This is a genomic window from Kribbella shirazensis, assembly GCF_011761605.1.
Taxonomy (GTDB): Bacteria; Actinomycetota; Actinomycetes; order Propionibacteriales; family Kribbellaceae; genus Kribbella; species Kribbella shirazensis.
Map to the genome: position 1 here is coordinate 2,028,048 of NZ_JAASRO010000001.1, position 15,165 is coordinate 2,043,212.

The 15,165-nt window shown below is 69.6% G+C and carries 15 protein-coding genes; 8 read left to right on the forward strand and 7 right to left on the reverse strand.

Features of this window, described 5'->3' with window-relative positions; translation table 11 throughout:
• Nucleotides 1-12: 12 nt before the first annotated feature.
• On the reverse strand, nt 13-885 hold the full coding sequence (locus tag BJY22_RS09945; RefSeq protein ID WP_167205519.1) for a 1,4-dihydroxy-2-naphthoate polyprenyltransferase: 873 nt from the start codon (nt 883-885) through the stop codon (nt 13-15).
• Between the two features lie 378 nt (nt 886-1,263).
• Here BJY22_RS09945 and BJY22_RS09950 point away from each other — a divergent pair, with 378 nt between their 5' ends.
• The 3 genes from BJY22_RS09950 to menD are packed head-to-tail and all read left to right on the forward strand — an operon-like array spanning nt 1,264 to nt 4,951.
• Nucleotides 1,264-2,394 (forward strand): AMP-binding protein, encoded by a 1,131-nt coding sequence (locus tag BJY22_RS09950; RefSeq protein WP_167205521.1) that lies wholly within the window; start codon nt 1,264-1,266, stop codon nt 2,392-2,394.
• Entirely contained in the window at nt 2,391-3,314 is a 924-nt protein-coding gene (locus tag BJY22_RS09955; RefSeq protein WP_167205523.1) for an o-succinylbenzoate synthase, read from the forward strand. The genes BJY22_RS09950 and BJY22_RS09955 overlap by 4 nt, the downstream gene beginning before the upstream one ends.
• Complete coding sequence (gene menD, locus BJY22_RS09960) at nt 3,311-4,951, forward strand: 2-succinyl-5-enolpyruvyl-6-hydroxy-3-cyclohexene-1-carboxylic-acid synthase (RefSeq protein ID WP_167205525.1); 1,641 nt, start codon at nt 3,311-3,313, stop codon at nt 4,949-4,951. Before BJY22_RS09955 ends, menD begins: the two co-directional genes overlap by 4 nt.
• Here menD and mptB read toward each other — a convergent pair.
• Genes mptB through BJY22_RS09980 form a run of 4 tightly spaced genes read right to left on the reverse strand, consistent with a single transcriptional unit; the run spans nt 4,938 to nt 8,843 of the window.
• Nucleotides 4,938-6,341, reverse strand: a complete 1,404-nt coding sequence (gene mptB, locus BJY22_RS09965; RefSeq protein WP_167205527.1) for a polyprenol phosphomannose-dependent alpha 1,6 mannosyltransferase MptB — start codon at nt 6,339-6,341, stop codon at nt 4,938-4,940. The two genes, menD and mptB, sit on opposite strands and share 14 nt — an antisense overlap.
• Nucleotides 6,342-6,381: 40 nt before the next feature.
• Nucleotides 6,382-7,146: an ABC transporter permease gene (locus BJY22_RS09970; protein WP_167205529.1), complete on the reverse strand. Its 765-nt coding sequence runs from the start codon at nt 7,144-7,146 to the stop codon at nt 6,382-6,384.
• The gene (locus BJY22_RS09975) at nt 7,143-8,159 is read right to left on the reverse strand and encodes an ABC transporter ATP-binding protein (protein WP_167205531.1); all 1,017 of its coding nucleotides are present in this window, start codon (nt 8,157-8,159) and stop codon (nt 7,143-7,145) included. Before BJY22_RS09975 ends, BJY22_RS09970 begins: the two co-directional genes overlap by 4 nt.
• A 42-nt stretch (nt 8,160-8,201) precedes the next feature.
• Nucleotides 8,202-8,843, reverse strand: a complete 642-nt coding sequence (locus BJY22_RS09980; protein WP_167205533.1) for a PadR family transcriptional regulator — start codon at nt 8,841-8,843, stop codon at nt 8,202-8,204.
• 186 nt (nt 8,844-9,029) lie between these two features.
• On the opposite strand from BJY22_RS09980, the gene BJY22_RS09985 reads away from it, so the two are divergent.
• Both BJY22_RS09985 and BJY22_RS09990 read left to right on the forward strand, forming a co-directional pair.
• A complete protein-coding gene (locus tag BJY22_RS09985) occupies nt 9,030-9,842 on the forward strand; it encodes a GNAT family N-acetyltransferase (protein ID WP_337758448.1) in 813 nt (270 codons plus the stop codon).
• Nucleotides 9,829-10,584 carry a GNAT family N-acetyltransferase gene (locus tag BJY22_RS09990; RefSeq protein ID WP_167205537.1) on the forward strand — a complete coding sequence of 252 codons (756 nt, stop codon included), beginning with the start codon at nt 9,829-9,831 and terminating at the stop codon, nt 10,582-10,584. Before BJY22_RS09985 ends, BJY22_RS09990 begins: the two co-directional genes overlap by 14 nt.
• Here BJY22_RS09990 and BJY22_RS09995 read toward each other — a convergent pair.
• Nucleotides 10,563-11,177: an MBL fold metallo-hydrolase gene (locus BJY22_RS09995; protein WP_167205538.1), complete on the reverse strand. Its 615-nt coding sequence runs from the start codon at nt 11,175-11,177 to the stop codon at nt 10,563-10,565. The genes BJY22_RS09990 and BJY22_RS09995 overlap by 22 nt on opposite strands.
• 2 nt (nt 11,178-11,179) lie before the next feature.
• A complete protein-coding gene (locus BJY22_RS10000) occupies nt 11,180-12,460 on the reverse strand; it encodes an isochorismate synthase (RefSeq protein WP_337758450.1) in 1,281 nt (426 codons plus the stop codon).
• A gap of 59 nt (nt 12,461-12,519) precedes the next feature.
• Here BJY22_RS10000 and BJY22_RS10005 point away from each other — a divergent pair, with 59 nt between their 5' ends.
• The 3 genes from BJY22_RS10005 to BJY22_RS10015 all read left to right on the forward strand — a co-directional run bounded on the left by BJY22_RS10005 (nt 12,520) and on the right by BJY22_RS10015 (nt 15,164).
• Nucleotides 12,520-13,218: a demethylmenaquinone methyltransferase gene (locus tag BJY22_RS10005; RefSeq protein ID WP_167205542.1), complete on the forward strand. Its 699-nt coding sequence runs from the start codon at nt 12,520-12,522 to the stop codon at nt 13,216-13,218.
• Nucleotides 13,219-13,386: 168 nt separating this feature from the next.
• Entirely contained in the window at nt 13,387-14,700 is a 1,314-nt protein-coding gene (locus tag BJY22_RS10010; protein ID WP_167218071.1) for a geranylgeranyl reductase family protein, read from the forward strand.
• 104 nt (nt 14,701-14,804) lie between these two features.
• Nucleotides 14,805-15,164, forward strand: coding sequence for an NADH-quinone oxidoreductase subunit A (locus BJY22_RS10015; RefSeq protein ID WP_131469019.1), 360 nt, complete (start codon nt 14,805-14,807; stop codon nt 15,162-15,164).
• Nucleotide 15,165: the final 1 nt, after the last annotated feature.

Here is a 15,165-nt window from a genome sequence, read left to right on the forward strand (position 1 = left end):
GGGGGAGAAACCTCAGTTGCCGAGGGCGAGGCCTAGGCCGAGGCCTATGGCGTAGAGGAGTTCGGTTAGGCCGGTGAATTTTAGGACGGGGATTAGGGCGGGGCCTACGGCGTCGCTCAGGATGATTCGGGTGGATTTTGCGGCCAGGGGGAGGGCTATGAAGGCCAGGAGGGTCCAGGGGGTGGCTATGGCGGAGACTGCGGCCAGGATGAAGGCTAGGGCGGTTAGGGCGGCGTAGAGGCGGCGGGAGTTGGGGGCTCCTAGGACTACGGCCAGGGTGCGTTTGCCGGTTACTGAGTCTGTGGGGATGTCGCGGAGGTTGTTGGCTACCAGGAGGGCGCAGGCGATGGAGCCGATCGCGACGGCGCCGGCTACTGCGGTCCAGTGCAGGTCTTCTGCCTGGACGTACGTCGTACCTAGGACGGCTACCAGGCCGAAGAAGAGGAAGACGCTGACTTCGCCTAGGGCTCGGTAGCCGTACGGGCGTTTGCCGCCGGTGTAGAACCAGGCGCCCAGGAGCGAGGCTGCGCCGGCGACGAGGAGCCACCAGGTTGACGTAGCGCACAGGACGATGCCCAGTGCGGCGCCGATGGCGAAGCAGGTGAAGGCGGCGGTTTTTACTGCGCGGGGGGTGGCCACCTTGGAACCGACGAGGCGGAGCGGGCCTACGCGGTTCTCGTCGGTGCCGCGGATGCCGTCGCTGTAGTCGTTGGCGTAGTTGACGCCGATCTGTAGGGCCAGGGCGACGCCGAGGGCCAGTAGCGCCTTCCACCAGACGAAGTCGTCCAGGTACGCGGCCGCACCGGTTCCGACGAGCACGGGGGAGATCGCGGCGGGCAGGGTCCGTGGGCGCGCGCCCTCGATCCACTGGGCAGGGGTGGCCATGACCGTCGATTCTGTCAGCCGCGAGGCCGACGGCGCGGACCGGCCTCGGACCCGTCGGCCGAGTCGTGAATTCCGGCTGCGTTAGTCAGCCGTTTTCCGCGACTCGGCGATCGGGTTCGCAACCCTTCGCCACGACTCGACGCCCCGGGTGGTGGTCCTCGGGCGGGCGGAGCCGGCCTGCGGCTTGGCCGAGTTGTGGCATGGGCGTCGAGGGACGGGCTGGGCTGCGGTCAGGCGAGGTGTTGCGCGGGTGCCGAGGGCGGAGTCGGTCGGCGTTGGCCCGCGGGTGACGCCGGTGCCGAGGGCGGGCGGGATCGTGCGGTGGATCGTCGAGGTGGGGCTCGCGTGGCGGGGAGTGGGCCGTACGCTCGGGGTGTCATGTCTACGTTGCGACTGGTTCCGGGGACGCCGGACGGGGTGTTGGCGGCGCTTGCCGGGGTGCTGGATGGCAGTGGTATGCCGTTTGCACCGGTGCCGGAGGACCCGGTCGGCGCAGCGCGCGTGCAGCAGGCGGCGGTGCCGGGGGAGCCGGTTGAGGACGGGTGTGCTGTGGTGCTGACCACATCCGGGTCCTCGGGGGAGCCCAAGGGTGTGGTGTTGTCGCGGGAGGCTCTGGTTGCGTCGGCTACCGGTACCCACGAGCGGCTGGGGGGACCGGGGCAGTGGTTGCTGCCGATGAAGCCGTACTTCGTGGGCGGGTTGCAGATTCTTACGCGGTCGCTGATCGCGGGTACGAGCCCGGTGATGCTGGGCGAGAACTTCACCGAGAGCGCCAGGAAGATGACGGGGGCCAGGCGGTATACCGCGATGGTTCCCACCCAGCTTGCGCGGTACCTGGAGACGGATCTCGAAGGGCTGAGGTCGTTCGACGCGATCGTCATCGGTGGTGCGTCGACCCCGGAACAGCTCAAACGGCGGGCGGCGGCCGCGGGGGTGAACGCGATCCCGGCGTACGGGATGACTGAGACCGGCAGCGGGTGTGTGTACGACGGGGTGCCGTTGGACGGTACGGCGGTCGACCTCGACGGAAACCGCATTCTGATCAGGGGGAACACGTTGTTCTCCGGGTATCGGCTCCGGCCGGAGCTCACGGCGGAGGTGTTCCGGGACGGGTGGTTCCGGACGCAGGACCGTGGCGAGATCGTGGACGGGCGGCTGCGGGTGATCGGTCGCGTGGACGACGTGGTCATCTCGGGCGGCGTGAATGTGACGCTGCCGACCGTGCAGGCGCGGTTGCTGGAGCATCCGCGCGTGAAGGACGCCGTGGTGCTGGGCGTGCCGGACGCCGAGTGGGGGACGAGGGTGGTGGCGTTCGTGGTCGCCGGCACCGCTGACCAGCCGAGTGGCGGGGCGGCGATTCGTGGGATCGGGCGGGAGGAGTTGCGGGACTTCGTGGCCGAGACCTTGCCGCGGGCCTGGGCGCCTCGGGATGTCGTCGAGCTCCAGGCGTTGCCGATGCTTGCTTCGGGCAAGGTTGATCGGCAGCGGTTGCTGGAGGGCGTACGGTGATCACGTACTCGATCGGACTCAAGAACAAGTTCCGCGGCATCACGGTGCGCGAAGGCATGCTGTACGAAGGCCCTGCGGGCTGGGCCGAGTGGAGTCCGTTCCTGGACTACGACGACGGCACCTGTGTCTCCTGGTTGCGGGCGGCGCGGGAGGCGGCTGAGGACGGCTGGCCGCCGCCTGTCAGGGATCGAGTGCCCGTCAACTGCACTGTTCCGGCAGTCGACCCGGAGAAGGCTGCCGAGATCGTCAGAGCCTCAGGGTGCGGTACGGCGAAGGTGAAGGTGGCCGAGCCGGGTCAGACGCTCGCAGATGACATGGCGCGTGTGGAGGCAGTGCGGGACGCCATCGGCAACGGGAACGTCCGCATCGACGCCAACGGTCTGTGGTCGGTCGAGCAGGCCGTGCAGAACCTGAAGCAGCTGCAGCGGTTCGACCTGGAGTACGTCGAGCAGCCGTCAGCAACTGTGGAGGAGCTGGCCGAGGTACGGCGGCGTACCGACGTACTGATAGCGGCCGACGAGTCGATCCGCCGCGCAGAGGACCCGCTACGCGTCAAGAAGCTGGACGCGGCCGACATCGCCGTACTGAAGGTGCAGCCCATCGGTGGTGTCCGTGCGTGTCTGGAGATCGCTGAGCAGATCGGACTGCCCGTAGTGGTGTCGTCAGCGCTGGAGACCTCGGTCGGCATCGCAGCCGGCGTGGCACTCGCCGCTGCCCTCCCAGAGCTCCCGTACGCGTGCGGTCTCGCGACGGTGTCGATGTTCACGTCCGACGTAACCGCCGAGCCGCTGGTCGCAGAAGCAGGCTTTCTCCCGGTCAGGCGCGTCGTGCCGGACCCAGACCTACCAAAGGCAGATGCAACTCGAACTGCGGTGTGGGACAACCGGTTGGCTCGAGTTCAGAAGAGGAGTGCGGGATGAATCCGTCCACGGCGTTCGCGACTGTGGTGGTCGACGAGCTGATCCGCTGCGGTGTCCGCGAGGCAGTGGTGTCTCCCGGCTCCCGCAGCGCCCCACTGGCCCTGGCGCTCGCAGCGGCTGACCGCGACGGCCGCCTCAGGCTGCACGTCCGGATCGACGAGCGTACGGCGGGCTACCTGGCCATCGGCCTGATGCGGGGGAGCGGCCTACCGGTGCCCGTCGTGACAACCTCCGGTACGGCGGTGGCGAACCTGCACCCGGCTGTCCTCGAGGCATCGCACAGCGGGCTGCCGTTGATCGTGCTGAGCGCGGACCGGCCGCCTGCACTGCGGGGAACCGGAGCGAACCAGACGACCGATCAGATCAAGGTGTTCGGCTCCGCAGTCCGCCTGTTCCACGAGATGGGTACGCCGGTACGCGAGGTAGGTCAGGTGGCGTACTGGCGGTCACAGGTGGCGCGGGCAGTGGCCAACGCGACAGGTGCACGTTCTGCGGACCCTGGGCCGGTGCAGCTCAACTGTCCGCTCAGCGAGCCACTGGTACCTACCGACGGACCTGAGTGGCCGGAGCCGCTCAATGGGCGCAGTACTGGGCCGTGGACCGCTGTGCATGCTGCGAATGGTCAACCGGCTGCAGTATCTCCGGGGCCGAAGACCGTGGTTGTTGCTGGTGACGGGGCCTCTCAGGCGGCGCGGCTGGCTGCTGAGGCCGGCCGGTGGCCGTTGTTTGCGGAGCCGTCGAGTCGGGCACGGACCGGGCCGTCGGTCATCTCCGCCTACAGGTTGTTGCTACAGGCAAGTACGATTGCCGACGAGATCGAGCGAGTGCTGGTCTACGGCCACCCGACCTTGTCGCGGCCCATCTCCAAGCTGCTCGCGAGACCGGACGTCGAGGTGGTCGTGGTGGCGCCGACCGGTCACTGGCCGGACCCGGCCCGCCGCGCGGCCTCCGTGGTCACCGGTCTCGAGGTCACCGACGCCGACACGACCGACTGGCTCGCCAGATGGCAGCACGCCGACCAGTTGGCACGTCCCGAGATCGACAAGGTTCTCGCGGACGGCCTGAGCGGACCGCGCGTCGCGGCGCTCGTCGGTGAAGCGGCAGGCGCCGACGGCATGCTGGTCGTCGCCTCCTCGAACCCGGTCCGCGACCTCGACCTCGCCCCGGTCGTCCCAATCCGCACGATCGCGAACCGCGGCCTCGCCGGCATCGACGGCACGATCTCCACCGCCGTCGGCGCGGCGCTGGCGAACGCGGGCCCTACGTACGCGCTGATCGGTGATCTCGCCTTCCTGCACGACAGCAACGGCCTCGTCATCGGCCCGGACGAGGCCCGCCCCGACCTGCGGATCGTGGTCGTGAACGACAACGGCGGCGGGATCTTCTCCACCCTCGAGCAGGGCGATCCGGCCCACGCCACGCACTTCGAGCGCGTCTTCGGTACGCCGCACAACGTCGACCTGTCCGCACTGTGCGCTGCCAGCGGTACGTCGTACGCGCTGGTGCGGACTGCCGACGAACTGCGGGCCGCGCTGGCGCCCACGGTCGCCGGCCTGGACGTCGTCGAGGTGCGGATCTCCCGCGACGAGCACCGCCCGACCGGCGCGGCCCTCGTCGCAGCCCTCAAGCAGCTGTAACTGGAACCTTCCGCGCCGGCTGCAGTGTGCGGAGGTGGTTCAGCAAGGGCAGGGCGATCGCGATGACCAGCGCGGTCGTGGTGAGGATCGGGATCGTCGCACCACGCAGCGAGGAATTCAGCGGCGCCGCGATCGTGAAGATCAGGCTGACGGCGGTGATGATCGTCGTCAGCCGTCGACCGGGACGCGCCACCGCGAGGAACGGCAGGCACCACAGGAAGTACCAGTCGTGCGCACTCGGGCCGAGGACGACGACAGCGAGCAGCGCGACCCCGACAGCCCGCGCCGCGTAGTGGATCGACGACCGGAGACTCAGGTACGCGATCAGGCCGAGTGCGGCGACGATGCCGACCAGACGGACGATCTGGAGTGCCTGCTCGGCGGCGGTGTCCTCACCCAGCCAGCCGAGTACGCCGGACGCCGCCATCCCGATCAGGTTGGCGAGGGAGAACGGTGAACGGACCAGTCCGGGTACGTCGAGCGCACCGAGCCAGCCGGAGCCGACACCGGTCAGCGCACCGATGGTGACGAGCGTCAGCACCGACACCGCCCCCGCAATGGCCAGGCTGGCGAACCGTAGTACCCGTCCCGCCAATGGACTCATGACCGCAGCAATCGCGATCACCACCAGTCCACCGGGCAGCTTCACGGCGGCCGCGGCACCGGCCACGACAGCCGCCGTACCCCAGTGGCCGGTCAGAGCGAGTGCGAACGCGCTGCAGGCGAGTCCCAGCATCAGTACGTCGTTGTGGGCCGCGCCGATGCCATGGGTGATCAGCATCGGGTTCAGCACCACCAGCCAGGTCGCGATGGCCGGGTCGACGCGACAGGCGGGCGCTAGCCGCGGTACGGCCCAGGCGATGAGGACTATGCCCAGTACGGCGAGGAGGCGGTGCGCCAGCATCAGCAAGTACGGGTCCATGGTGAGGTGGGCGACCAGACCGCCGTACGCGAGTGGCAGTGGACCGTACGGCGCAGGCGTCTGCATCCACATCGGGTCGACGGCCTCGATGATGTGACCGGACAGTACGCCGGGACCCACGTCGTACGGGTTGTAGCCCTCGGCCACGAGTGCGCCCTGGGCCGCGTAGCTCCAGGCGTCGCGGCTGAACAGCGGCGGGGCCAGCAGCAGCGGAGCGCTCCAGCACGCCGTCATGCGGAGCAGCGGGAGCCGTTCGCCCGCCATGACGCGCCTGCCCACGGTCAGCCAGGCCCAGGCCATCAGCCCGAGCCCGGCCACCATGAACGTCAGCCCGACCATCCGGCCGGGCAGGGAATGCCGTAGCGCGATCGGAGCGACCCAGGACGACGCCGGTACCACCGACGTCACCAGACTCGCCGCAGCGACTACGACAGCGCCGACGACCCCACGGACCATCGGCGAACGCATGGCCGGACGGTAGCCCCGCCATGCGACGCGACGATGAACATCAAGCGGATTCCTTGCGGAACGTTCTTGCCCCGACAGCGAGTCCGATGACCGTCAGCAGCACCACCCAGAACAGGCCCCACAGCGACGACGAGCTGCTGATGTCCCCTCGGAACAGTGCGCGGACGCCGTTCACCACGTGCTTCAGCGGGCTGATGTCGGACAGCCGCTGCAGCCACGTCGGACCGATCTGCATCGGCAGCAGGATGCCGGACAGCAGCAGGAGCGGCATGGCGATGCCGTTGAGCAGCGGAGCCAGTGCGTCCTCGCTCTTGGTGATCAGCGCGACGGAGTACGACAGCGAGGCGAACGTGGCGCCGAGCAGCGCGACGATCACCAGCGACAGCAGTACGCCGCCCCACGGCGCCCGCAGGCCCAGTGGCAGCGCGGCGAGCAGCAGGAGCATCGACTGCACCACGAGCACCACGACGTCCCGCAGTACGCGCCCTGCCATCAGCGCGATGCGGGAGGCCGGCGTGACCCGGTCGGCCTCGATCACGCCGGCCCGGTACTCCGCGATCAGGCCGAACCCGACGAACATCGCGCCGAACATGCCGAGCTGGACGATCAGGCCGGGGATGAACACCTGGTAGGCGTTCGTGGTGGCGCCCTGGCTGATCTGGGCGGTGATCGGCTTGAGCAGCGGGCCGAACAGGAACAGGTACATCAGCGGCTGGCTGAGCATCAGGATCGACCACATCGGGTTCCGCAGCGACAGCCGCATCGCCCGGTGGAACACGATCCAGGTCTCACGCAGGACGGTCATGCGACAGCTTCCTTCTTCTCGTCGGTGGCGGTGGCGGTGGTGGCGGTGGCGGCGGCGGCGGTGTCTTCGTCGCGGAGGGAGCGGCCGGTCATGGTCAGGAACACGTCGTCGAGCGTCGGCCGGTGCACCTCGACCCCGTCCAGCTCGATGCCCTGGGCGTCGATCGAGCGGAGCAGGCCGGGCAGCACCGATCCGCCGCGCGGGATCCGGAACCCGACCACGTCGCCGTCGGTCTCGACCTGCGTCGCGCCGGCCAGCTCCTGGACGATCTTCGTCACCGCCGGCGCCTGCGCCGCGTCGGCGAGGCTCAGCCGGACCGCGTCGCCGGAGACCTGCTGCTTGAGGTTGTCCGGCGTGCCGGAGCCGACGATCTTGCCGTGGTCGATGACCAGGATCCGGTCGCAGAGCGCGTCCGCCTCGTCCAGGTAGTGCGTGGTGAGGAAGATCGTCGCGCCGCGGTCGCGGAGGCCGCGGATGTGCTCCCAGAGATTGGCCCTGGCCTGCGGGTCGAGACCCGTGGTCGGCTCGTCCAGGAAGATCAGCTTCGGGTCGTGGATCAGGCCCATCACGATGTCGAGGCGCCGGCGCTGCCCGCCGGACAGCGTCTTGCACTGGCGCCGCCAGAGGCCGGGCAGGTCGAGCTCCTCGAACAGCCGCTGCCCGTCCGCGGCCGCCTTCGCCTTGGGTACGCCGTACAGCCGGGCGTGGTCGACCACCTCGTCGCCGGCCACCGCCTCGGGCAACGTGGACCCGCTCTGTGGGACGTACCCGATCCGGCGGCGGACCCCGACCGGGTCCTTCGCGAGGTCGCAGCCGGCCACGGTCGCGGTCCCCGCCGTCGGCTGGATCAGGGTGGCCAGCATCCGCATGGTCGTCGTCTTGCCGGCTCCGTTGGGGCCGAGAAAGCCGACGATCTCGCCGTCGGCCACTTCCAGGTCAACGCCCTGCACGGCCTGGACCGGGCCGCGCTTCGTCTTGAAGGTGCGGACAAGCCCGCGAGCTTCGATCATCATGCGAGCCAGTCTGAGTGATCAATTTTGACTAGTCAATCTTGATTACGGCTCCTCAGCGGCCTCGGGCGCGTCCGGGATCTCGCCCCAGTGCGTGACCATGCCGGGGTACGGCTTCCAGTCGGTGGGCTCGCCGGCGAAGGAGTAGGCGCCGTCGCGGATCCGGTCGAGGAACTCGCGGGTCCACCGCAGCTCGCCGTCGTCGCGGGCCGTCGTGATCCGGAGCATCTCGACCACGTGGCTCGGCGTGCCGGGATCCTCGAGGATCTGGCGCTCGGCGAACGGCCCCGACTTCGCCTGGGACTCCAGCTGGCTGATCCGGGCCTCCATCGCCGCAATCACCTCGTCGCGGCGCAGCGACCACAGGAAGCTGAGGGTGGCCTGCATCTTGTCGGGGTGGAACCCGTCGACGGTCCACAACATCCCGCGCAGGAGCGAGAAGTACTCCGTCTCGCCGTCCGCGGTCAGCTTGTACGACGTCCGCCCGGGCCGGTTGGCCCCGTCCTGCTCGATCTCCTGCAGGTAGCCGTGCTTGGCCAGCGTCCGGAGCCCGGTGTAGATCGAGCCGGGGTTGATGTTCGCCCAGCTCTCGACCTTCCAGGTCATCAGCTCACGCCGCAGCTGGTACCCGTAGGCCGGCTGGAAGATCCGCACGACCCCGAGCAGCAACAACCGCGTGGTGGACATGGACGCAGTGTAAATCCGGGGTCGCCCGACCGCCGCAGGCGTACGCTCCCGGTCATGGGGCCTCCCGGCCTGGACTGAGGAGCGGAGGGAGCGTAGCGAGTGGAGCGACGAGGGAAGGCTGGGAGTTACAGCCCCAGGACCCGCCGCGCCGGAGGCGTGGCCAACAGCACCGCCATGGATGTCCGGGTGACCAGCGATCCACAGGCCTTCGCGCAGGCCGTGTTTCCTTTCCTGCAACAGGATCCGGTGCTGCACACGATCATCATGAGCAATGTCCACGAGCGCGCGAACGGCACCGCCCGCGCCGAGGACGAGCCGTCGTACTTCGTTTCCGTGCACGACCCGGACGTGGTCGGTGTCGCGATGCGTACGCCTGGGCGCGGCGTGTATCTCGGCGCCCTGCGCGAGGATCTCGCCGGGCCGGTCGCCGATGCGTACGCCGACGTACTCCCGGAGCTCGTCGGCGTCGCTGGAGACCGCCCGGCTGCACGCGCCTTCGCGCAGCGTTGGTGTGAACGGCGTGGCGGCAGCGCGACCGAGAGCCGAGGGACCCGGCTGCACAAGCTGATCGAGTTCACCCGGCTCGAGGCCGAGGCGGGGACCCCGCGGCCGATGAAGCCGGACGAGGTCGGCCTGGTGGCGGCCTGGGGGAAGGACGGCTTCGCCGAGGAGCTGGCGTCCGGCCATCACGAGTGGGCCGAGCGCCACCTGGCTGACGCAACGCTGTGGATCTGGGAGGTCGACGGCGAGCCGGTGAGCATGGCCGGCTACCACCGGGCACTCTTCGCCGTCTGCCGTGTCGGTCCGGTCTACACGCCCCCGGAGCGGCGGCGGCGCGGGTACGCCGGCGCGCTGACCGGTCACGTCACGGAACAGATCCTTGCTGACGGCAACCAGGCGTGCCTCTACACGGACCTCGCCAACCCGACCTCCAACAAGATCTACGCGGCCATCGGCTATCGGCCCGTCCGGGACTTCGTGGACTATGACTTCTCTTGATCCGGTCCGGCACGTCGTTCTGCTGGAGGAACTGGCCGCCGGCGGCGTTCGGGTGGTGACGGCGGGCGGGGCGTCCGCGGTGGCCCGGGAGCCGCGGGGGATCCGGCTCGCCGACGTCCCCGCGGATCAGGTCGACGAGCTGGTGACGCGCCTGCTCGACGCGGCGCCGCAGTCGTCCGCGGTCGAGGGCGAGGGTGAGGTCGCCGAGCGGTTCGCCGCGAGGTGGGCAGGTGCCGTCGGCAAGCGAGTGGAGGAGCGCGGCGGCGTCCGGCTGTACCGGCTCGACCGGCTGCGGATCCCCGACGTACCAGGGGAAGCGCGGCCGGCGAAGGGCGAGGAGGCGGAGCTCTGCGCGGGCTGGCTGGACGCGATGGCGCAGGAGGAGGACGCGCAGCGGGGCTGGAGCGTGCCGCGCCCGGCGGACGGGGAGGTGGGCGTCCGGACGATGATCGGGCAGGGCAGGTTGTGGGTGTTCGAGGACGGTGGCCAGGTTGTCGCGATGGCGGCGCACCGGCCGCCGCAGCGAGGCGTCGTACGGCTGGGACCGATCTACACGCCGCCGGAGTTCAGACGGCGTGGGTACGGCGCTGCGCTGACGGCTCAGCTCGCGCGAAACCTGCAGCCGGCAGAGGTCTGTCTACGCACGGACCTCGGCAATCCGCGGTCGCACGGCCTCTACCAGCAGCTCGGTTTCGAGCCCGTGGTGGACCTGCGGCGGTTTCAGCTGAGCTCGATCGACTGACCGGGAGTCAGTGCGTGGTACGGCCGCCCGCCGGCGTCGCCGATCCAGCGCTGCATCATGCCGAGGCCGACGTCGCTGAGCAGCGCGTTGTGGATGCCCACGGTCTGCTGCGCCTTGACCGACCGGGCGTACTCCACCGCCGCCGGCAGCGCGAACCACGGGCCCGAGATCGGCACCAGATTCGTGTGCACCTCACGGTCCGGCTGGGTGAACGAGTCGCCCGGGTGGTAGATCGCGTCGTCGACCAGGTAGCCGATGTTCTCGCACGGGACGCCGAGCTCGGGCAGGATCATCGCGTGGTTCCTGCCGTACGCACGGATCGCGAAGCCGGCCGCGTCGAACGACTGGCCGTCCGCCACCACGGTGACGCGCTCGTCGTTCAGCTGCCCCGCGACGCCGGCCGTGGTGAAGATCGGCGCCTGCACTCCGCGCAGCCGCTCGACGTCGACGTGGTCGGGGTGCTCGTGGGTGATCAGGACCGCGTCGGCCTGCTCGAAGACCGCGTCCTCGCTGAACGTCCCCGGATCGATCAGCAGGACCTTGCCGTCCTTCTCCATCCGGACGCAGGCGTGTGCGAACTTCGTCAGCTTCACCTTCAGTCTCCCAACGCGTCTCTCATCGGCACCAGCTTCGCGTTCGTCTCGGCGAGTTCGGCATCCGGGTCGGACCCCGCCACGATGCCGGCGCCCGCGAACAACCGCATCCGGCGCGGCTCGTCCGGGTCGGCCTGACCGCAGCGCAGCGCGATGCACCATTCGCCGTCGCCCGCGGCGTCCATCCACCCGACCGGTCCGCTGAACCGGCCGCGCTGCATGCCCTCGATCTCACCGATCAGGTCCCGCGCGACCGGGGTCGGCGTACCGCAGACCGCCGCGGACGGATGCAGCGCGGCGGCCAGGCCCAGCGCGGACGCGCCGTTGTTGGCGACGCCGGCCACGTCGGTGGCCAGGTGCATCACGTTCGGCAGGTGCAGCACGAACGGGGTCTCCGGGACGTTCATCGACGAGCAGTGCGGCTCGAGCGCGTCGGCGACCGAGCGGACCGCGAACTCGTGTTCCTCCAGGTCCTTCGACGACCGGGCCAGCGACGCGGCCAGCGCCAGGTCGTGCGCGTCGTCGCCGGTACGGCGGATCGTGCCGGCCAGCACGCGGGACGTGATCAGGCCCTTCTCCCGGCGGACCAGCAGCTCGGGGGTGGCGCCGATCAGGCCGTCGACGGAGAACGTCCAGCAGTTCGGGTACGCCGTCGCGAGCCGGTGCAGCGGCCAGCGCAGGTCGATCGGCTGCTCGGCGATCGCGATCAGGTCGCGGGCCAGCACCACCTTGTCGAGCTCGCCCGCGGTGATCCGGCGGACCGCGTCGGCGACGATGCCCGACCAGTCGGTCCCGGTCCGGGCGCCGTCCGCGAACGCCACGTCGTACACCGGCGACGGCTCGTGGAGCTGGAGCTCCGGCGGCGCGGCCAGCGAACTCGCCGGCGAGATCGTGGTCACCCAGGTGCTGTCGCCGCGGCGACCGACGATCACCTCGGGAACGACCAGCTCACCCGGGTCGGAGTCGGTGAACCCGAAGGACCCGAAGCAGACCAGTCCGGAGCCTGGTACGCCGGCCTCGTCGCGGACCACCGCGGCGGCGGTCAGCTCCTTCCACCAGGTCACGGCCTCCTGGAAGCGGTTGCTCCCGGCAACGTCCAGCCGGGCGGCGACGCCCCAGCCGACGTGCCCGTCGCCCCGCCGTACCCATGCGAGTCCGCCCTCGTCCGGCAGATGGTCCAGCAGATGCGCCGACACCCCGTCCACCAGCTGACTGCGAACCACCAACTGCGGTGCGGGGCCTCGGGTCGCGAGGGCCGCACGGCTACCTGGAGATGCACTCACGACATCACAGCGTATGCCTGCCGTCCGGCCTCCCATGCGCCGCGTGATGAACTAGACAGGTGACGCGCGCAGATCTGACCAAGAACCCGCACGACGTGGCGGCCATGTTCGACAACGTGGCCGAGGGGTACGACCGTACGAACGCGGTCGCCACGATGGGTCTGGAGAAGCTGTACTGGCGGCCCGCGACGCTGGACGCGATCGCGCCCCGGAAGGGGATGAAGATCCTCGACCTGGCGGCCGGCACCGGCGCGTCCAGCGTCAAGCTGCGCGAGGCCGGCGCCGACGTGGTGTCCTGCGACTTCTCGGTCGGGATGCTCCGGGTCGGCAAGCGCCGGCACCCCGAGCTGGACCTGATCGCCGGCGACGCGCTGCGGCTGCCGTTCGCCGACGGCACGTTCGACGTGGTGACGATCTCCTGGGCGCTGCGGAACGTGAACGACGTCACGGTCGCGCTCGCCGAGATGCTCCGGGTGACCCGGCCCGGCGGCCGGCTCGTCGTCCTCGAGCAGTCGCACCCGACCTGGAAGCCGTTCCGGGTCGCGTACCTGGAGTACATGATGCGCGCGGTGCCGGCGGTGGCGAAGGTGGTGTCGACCAACCCGGAGGCGTACGAGTACCTCGCGGAGTCGACCCGGGCCTGGCTTCCCCAGGAACCACTGGCCCGGGCGATCGAGGGCGCCGGCTGGACCCGCGTCCAGTGGCGCAACCTGAGCGGCGGCCTGGTCGCCATCCACCGGGCCGTGCGGCGTCCCTGAAATTTGGCCAGTTAATTACGCAACGGAAATTATGCGTAAATTGCTTGCCTGCAAGGCTGTTGGGGCGAGTTTCGTGTCCGAGTCAGGCAGTCCTAGACTGTCGAGTGAAGAGGGCTCGTGAATGACTTCACGAGCGCACACGCCCCCAACCATCCAGGCCGGGAAGAGATGAGCCAGAGCGTGCCGAGCGGGCAGCAGGCGGAGACCGCCGATGTGATCGTCGTCGGTGCCGGACCCGCCGGATCGGCGGCCGCGTACCACCTGGCGAACGCCGGTCTCGACGTCCTGTTGCTGGAGAAGACCGCGTTCCCGCGGGAGAAGGTGTGCGGTGACGGGCTGACCCCGCGCGGCACCAAGCAGCTCATCAACATGGGCATCGACATCTCCGAAGAGGCGGGCTGGATCCGCAACTACGGCCTGCGCATCCAGGGCGCCGGGCACGTGCTGCAGCTCGACTGGCCGGATCTGGCCAGCCACCCGAACTACGGCCTCACCCGGAACCGGATGGACTTCGACGAGATGCTCGCCCGGCAGGCCGAGAAGGCCGGGGCGCGGCTGCGCGAGCGGACCAACGTGACCGGCCCGGTCCTGGACGCCAAGGGCGACATCGTCGGCGTCACCGCGAAGCCGGTCGACGACAACGGCCGCCGCGCCGGCGACGACGTCGAGTTCCGGGCGCCCCTGGTGATGGCGGCCGACGGCAACTCGTCGCGGCTGAGCATCGCGATGGGTCTGCACAAGCGCGACGACCGCCCGATGGGCGTCGCCGTCCGGACGTACTTCACCAGCCCGCGGACCAACGACGACTACCTCGAGTCCTGGCTGGAGCTGTGGGCCGACGACCCGAAGCAGCCCGGCGGCCGGGTGCTGCTGCCGGGGTACGGCTGGATCTTCGGGATGGGCGACGGCACGGTGAACGTCGGCCTCGGCATCCTGAACACCTCCGACGCGTTCGGCAAGGTCGACTACGCCGACCTGCTGAAGCAGTGGCTCAAGGTCACGCCCGAGGAGTGGCAGTTCCGGGACGAGTTCCAGACCATCCCGATCCGGGGCGCCGCGCTGCCGATGGGCTTCAACCGGCAGCCGCACTACACCCGCGGCCTGATGCTGCTCGGCGACGCCGGCGGCATGGTCAACCCGTTCAACGGCGAGGGCATCCCGTACGCGATGGAGTCCGGGGCGTTCGCCGCCGAGGTCGCCGCCCAGGCGCTGCGCCGGCAGCCGAACCAGCGCGAGCGCGCGCTGTCGGCGTACCCGAAGGCGCTGAAGCAGGAGTACGGCGGCTACTACACGCTCGGCCGGATCTTCGTGAAGCTGATCGGAAATCCGGAGGTGATGCGGCTGTGCACGAAGTACGGTCTGCCGCGCACCACCTTGATGAAGTTCACCCTGAAGTTGCTGGCCAACCTCACGGATCCGCGCGACGGGGACGTGATGGACAAGATCATCAACGGCCTCACGAAACTCGCTCCCGCGGCCTGAGCGGCGGGGCGAGTGAGCTGAGCCACAGCGCTACTGATAACACAGTCCTCTGAGGGCTGACCCGAACAACAGATCCAACCGGCTGAAGGAGGGAGCACGCAGCGATGCACCCCTACACACCGATCCTCGCTCTAGGTGTGCTCGCGGCGCTCTTCGTCGCGGGCAGTATCGCCGTCAGTGCGCTGGTCGGCCCGAAGCGGTACAACCGGGCGCGACTGGACTCGTACGAGTGCGGCATCGAGCCGACGCCGCAGCCGGTCGGCGGTGGCCGCTTCCCGGTGAAGTACTACATCACCGCGATGCTGTTCATCGTGTTCGACATCGAGATCATCTTCCTCTACCCGTGGGCGGTCGCCTTCGACCAGATGGCGCTCTTCGGGCTGATCGAGATGGTCATCTTCATCGTCACCGTCTTCGTCGCGTACGCCTACGTGTGGCGCCGCGGCGGACTGGAGTGGGACTGAC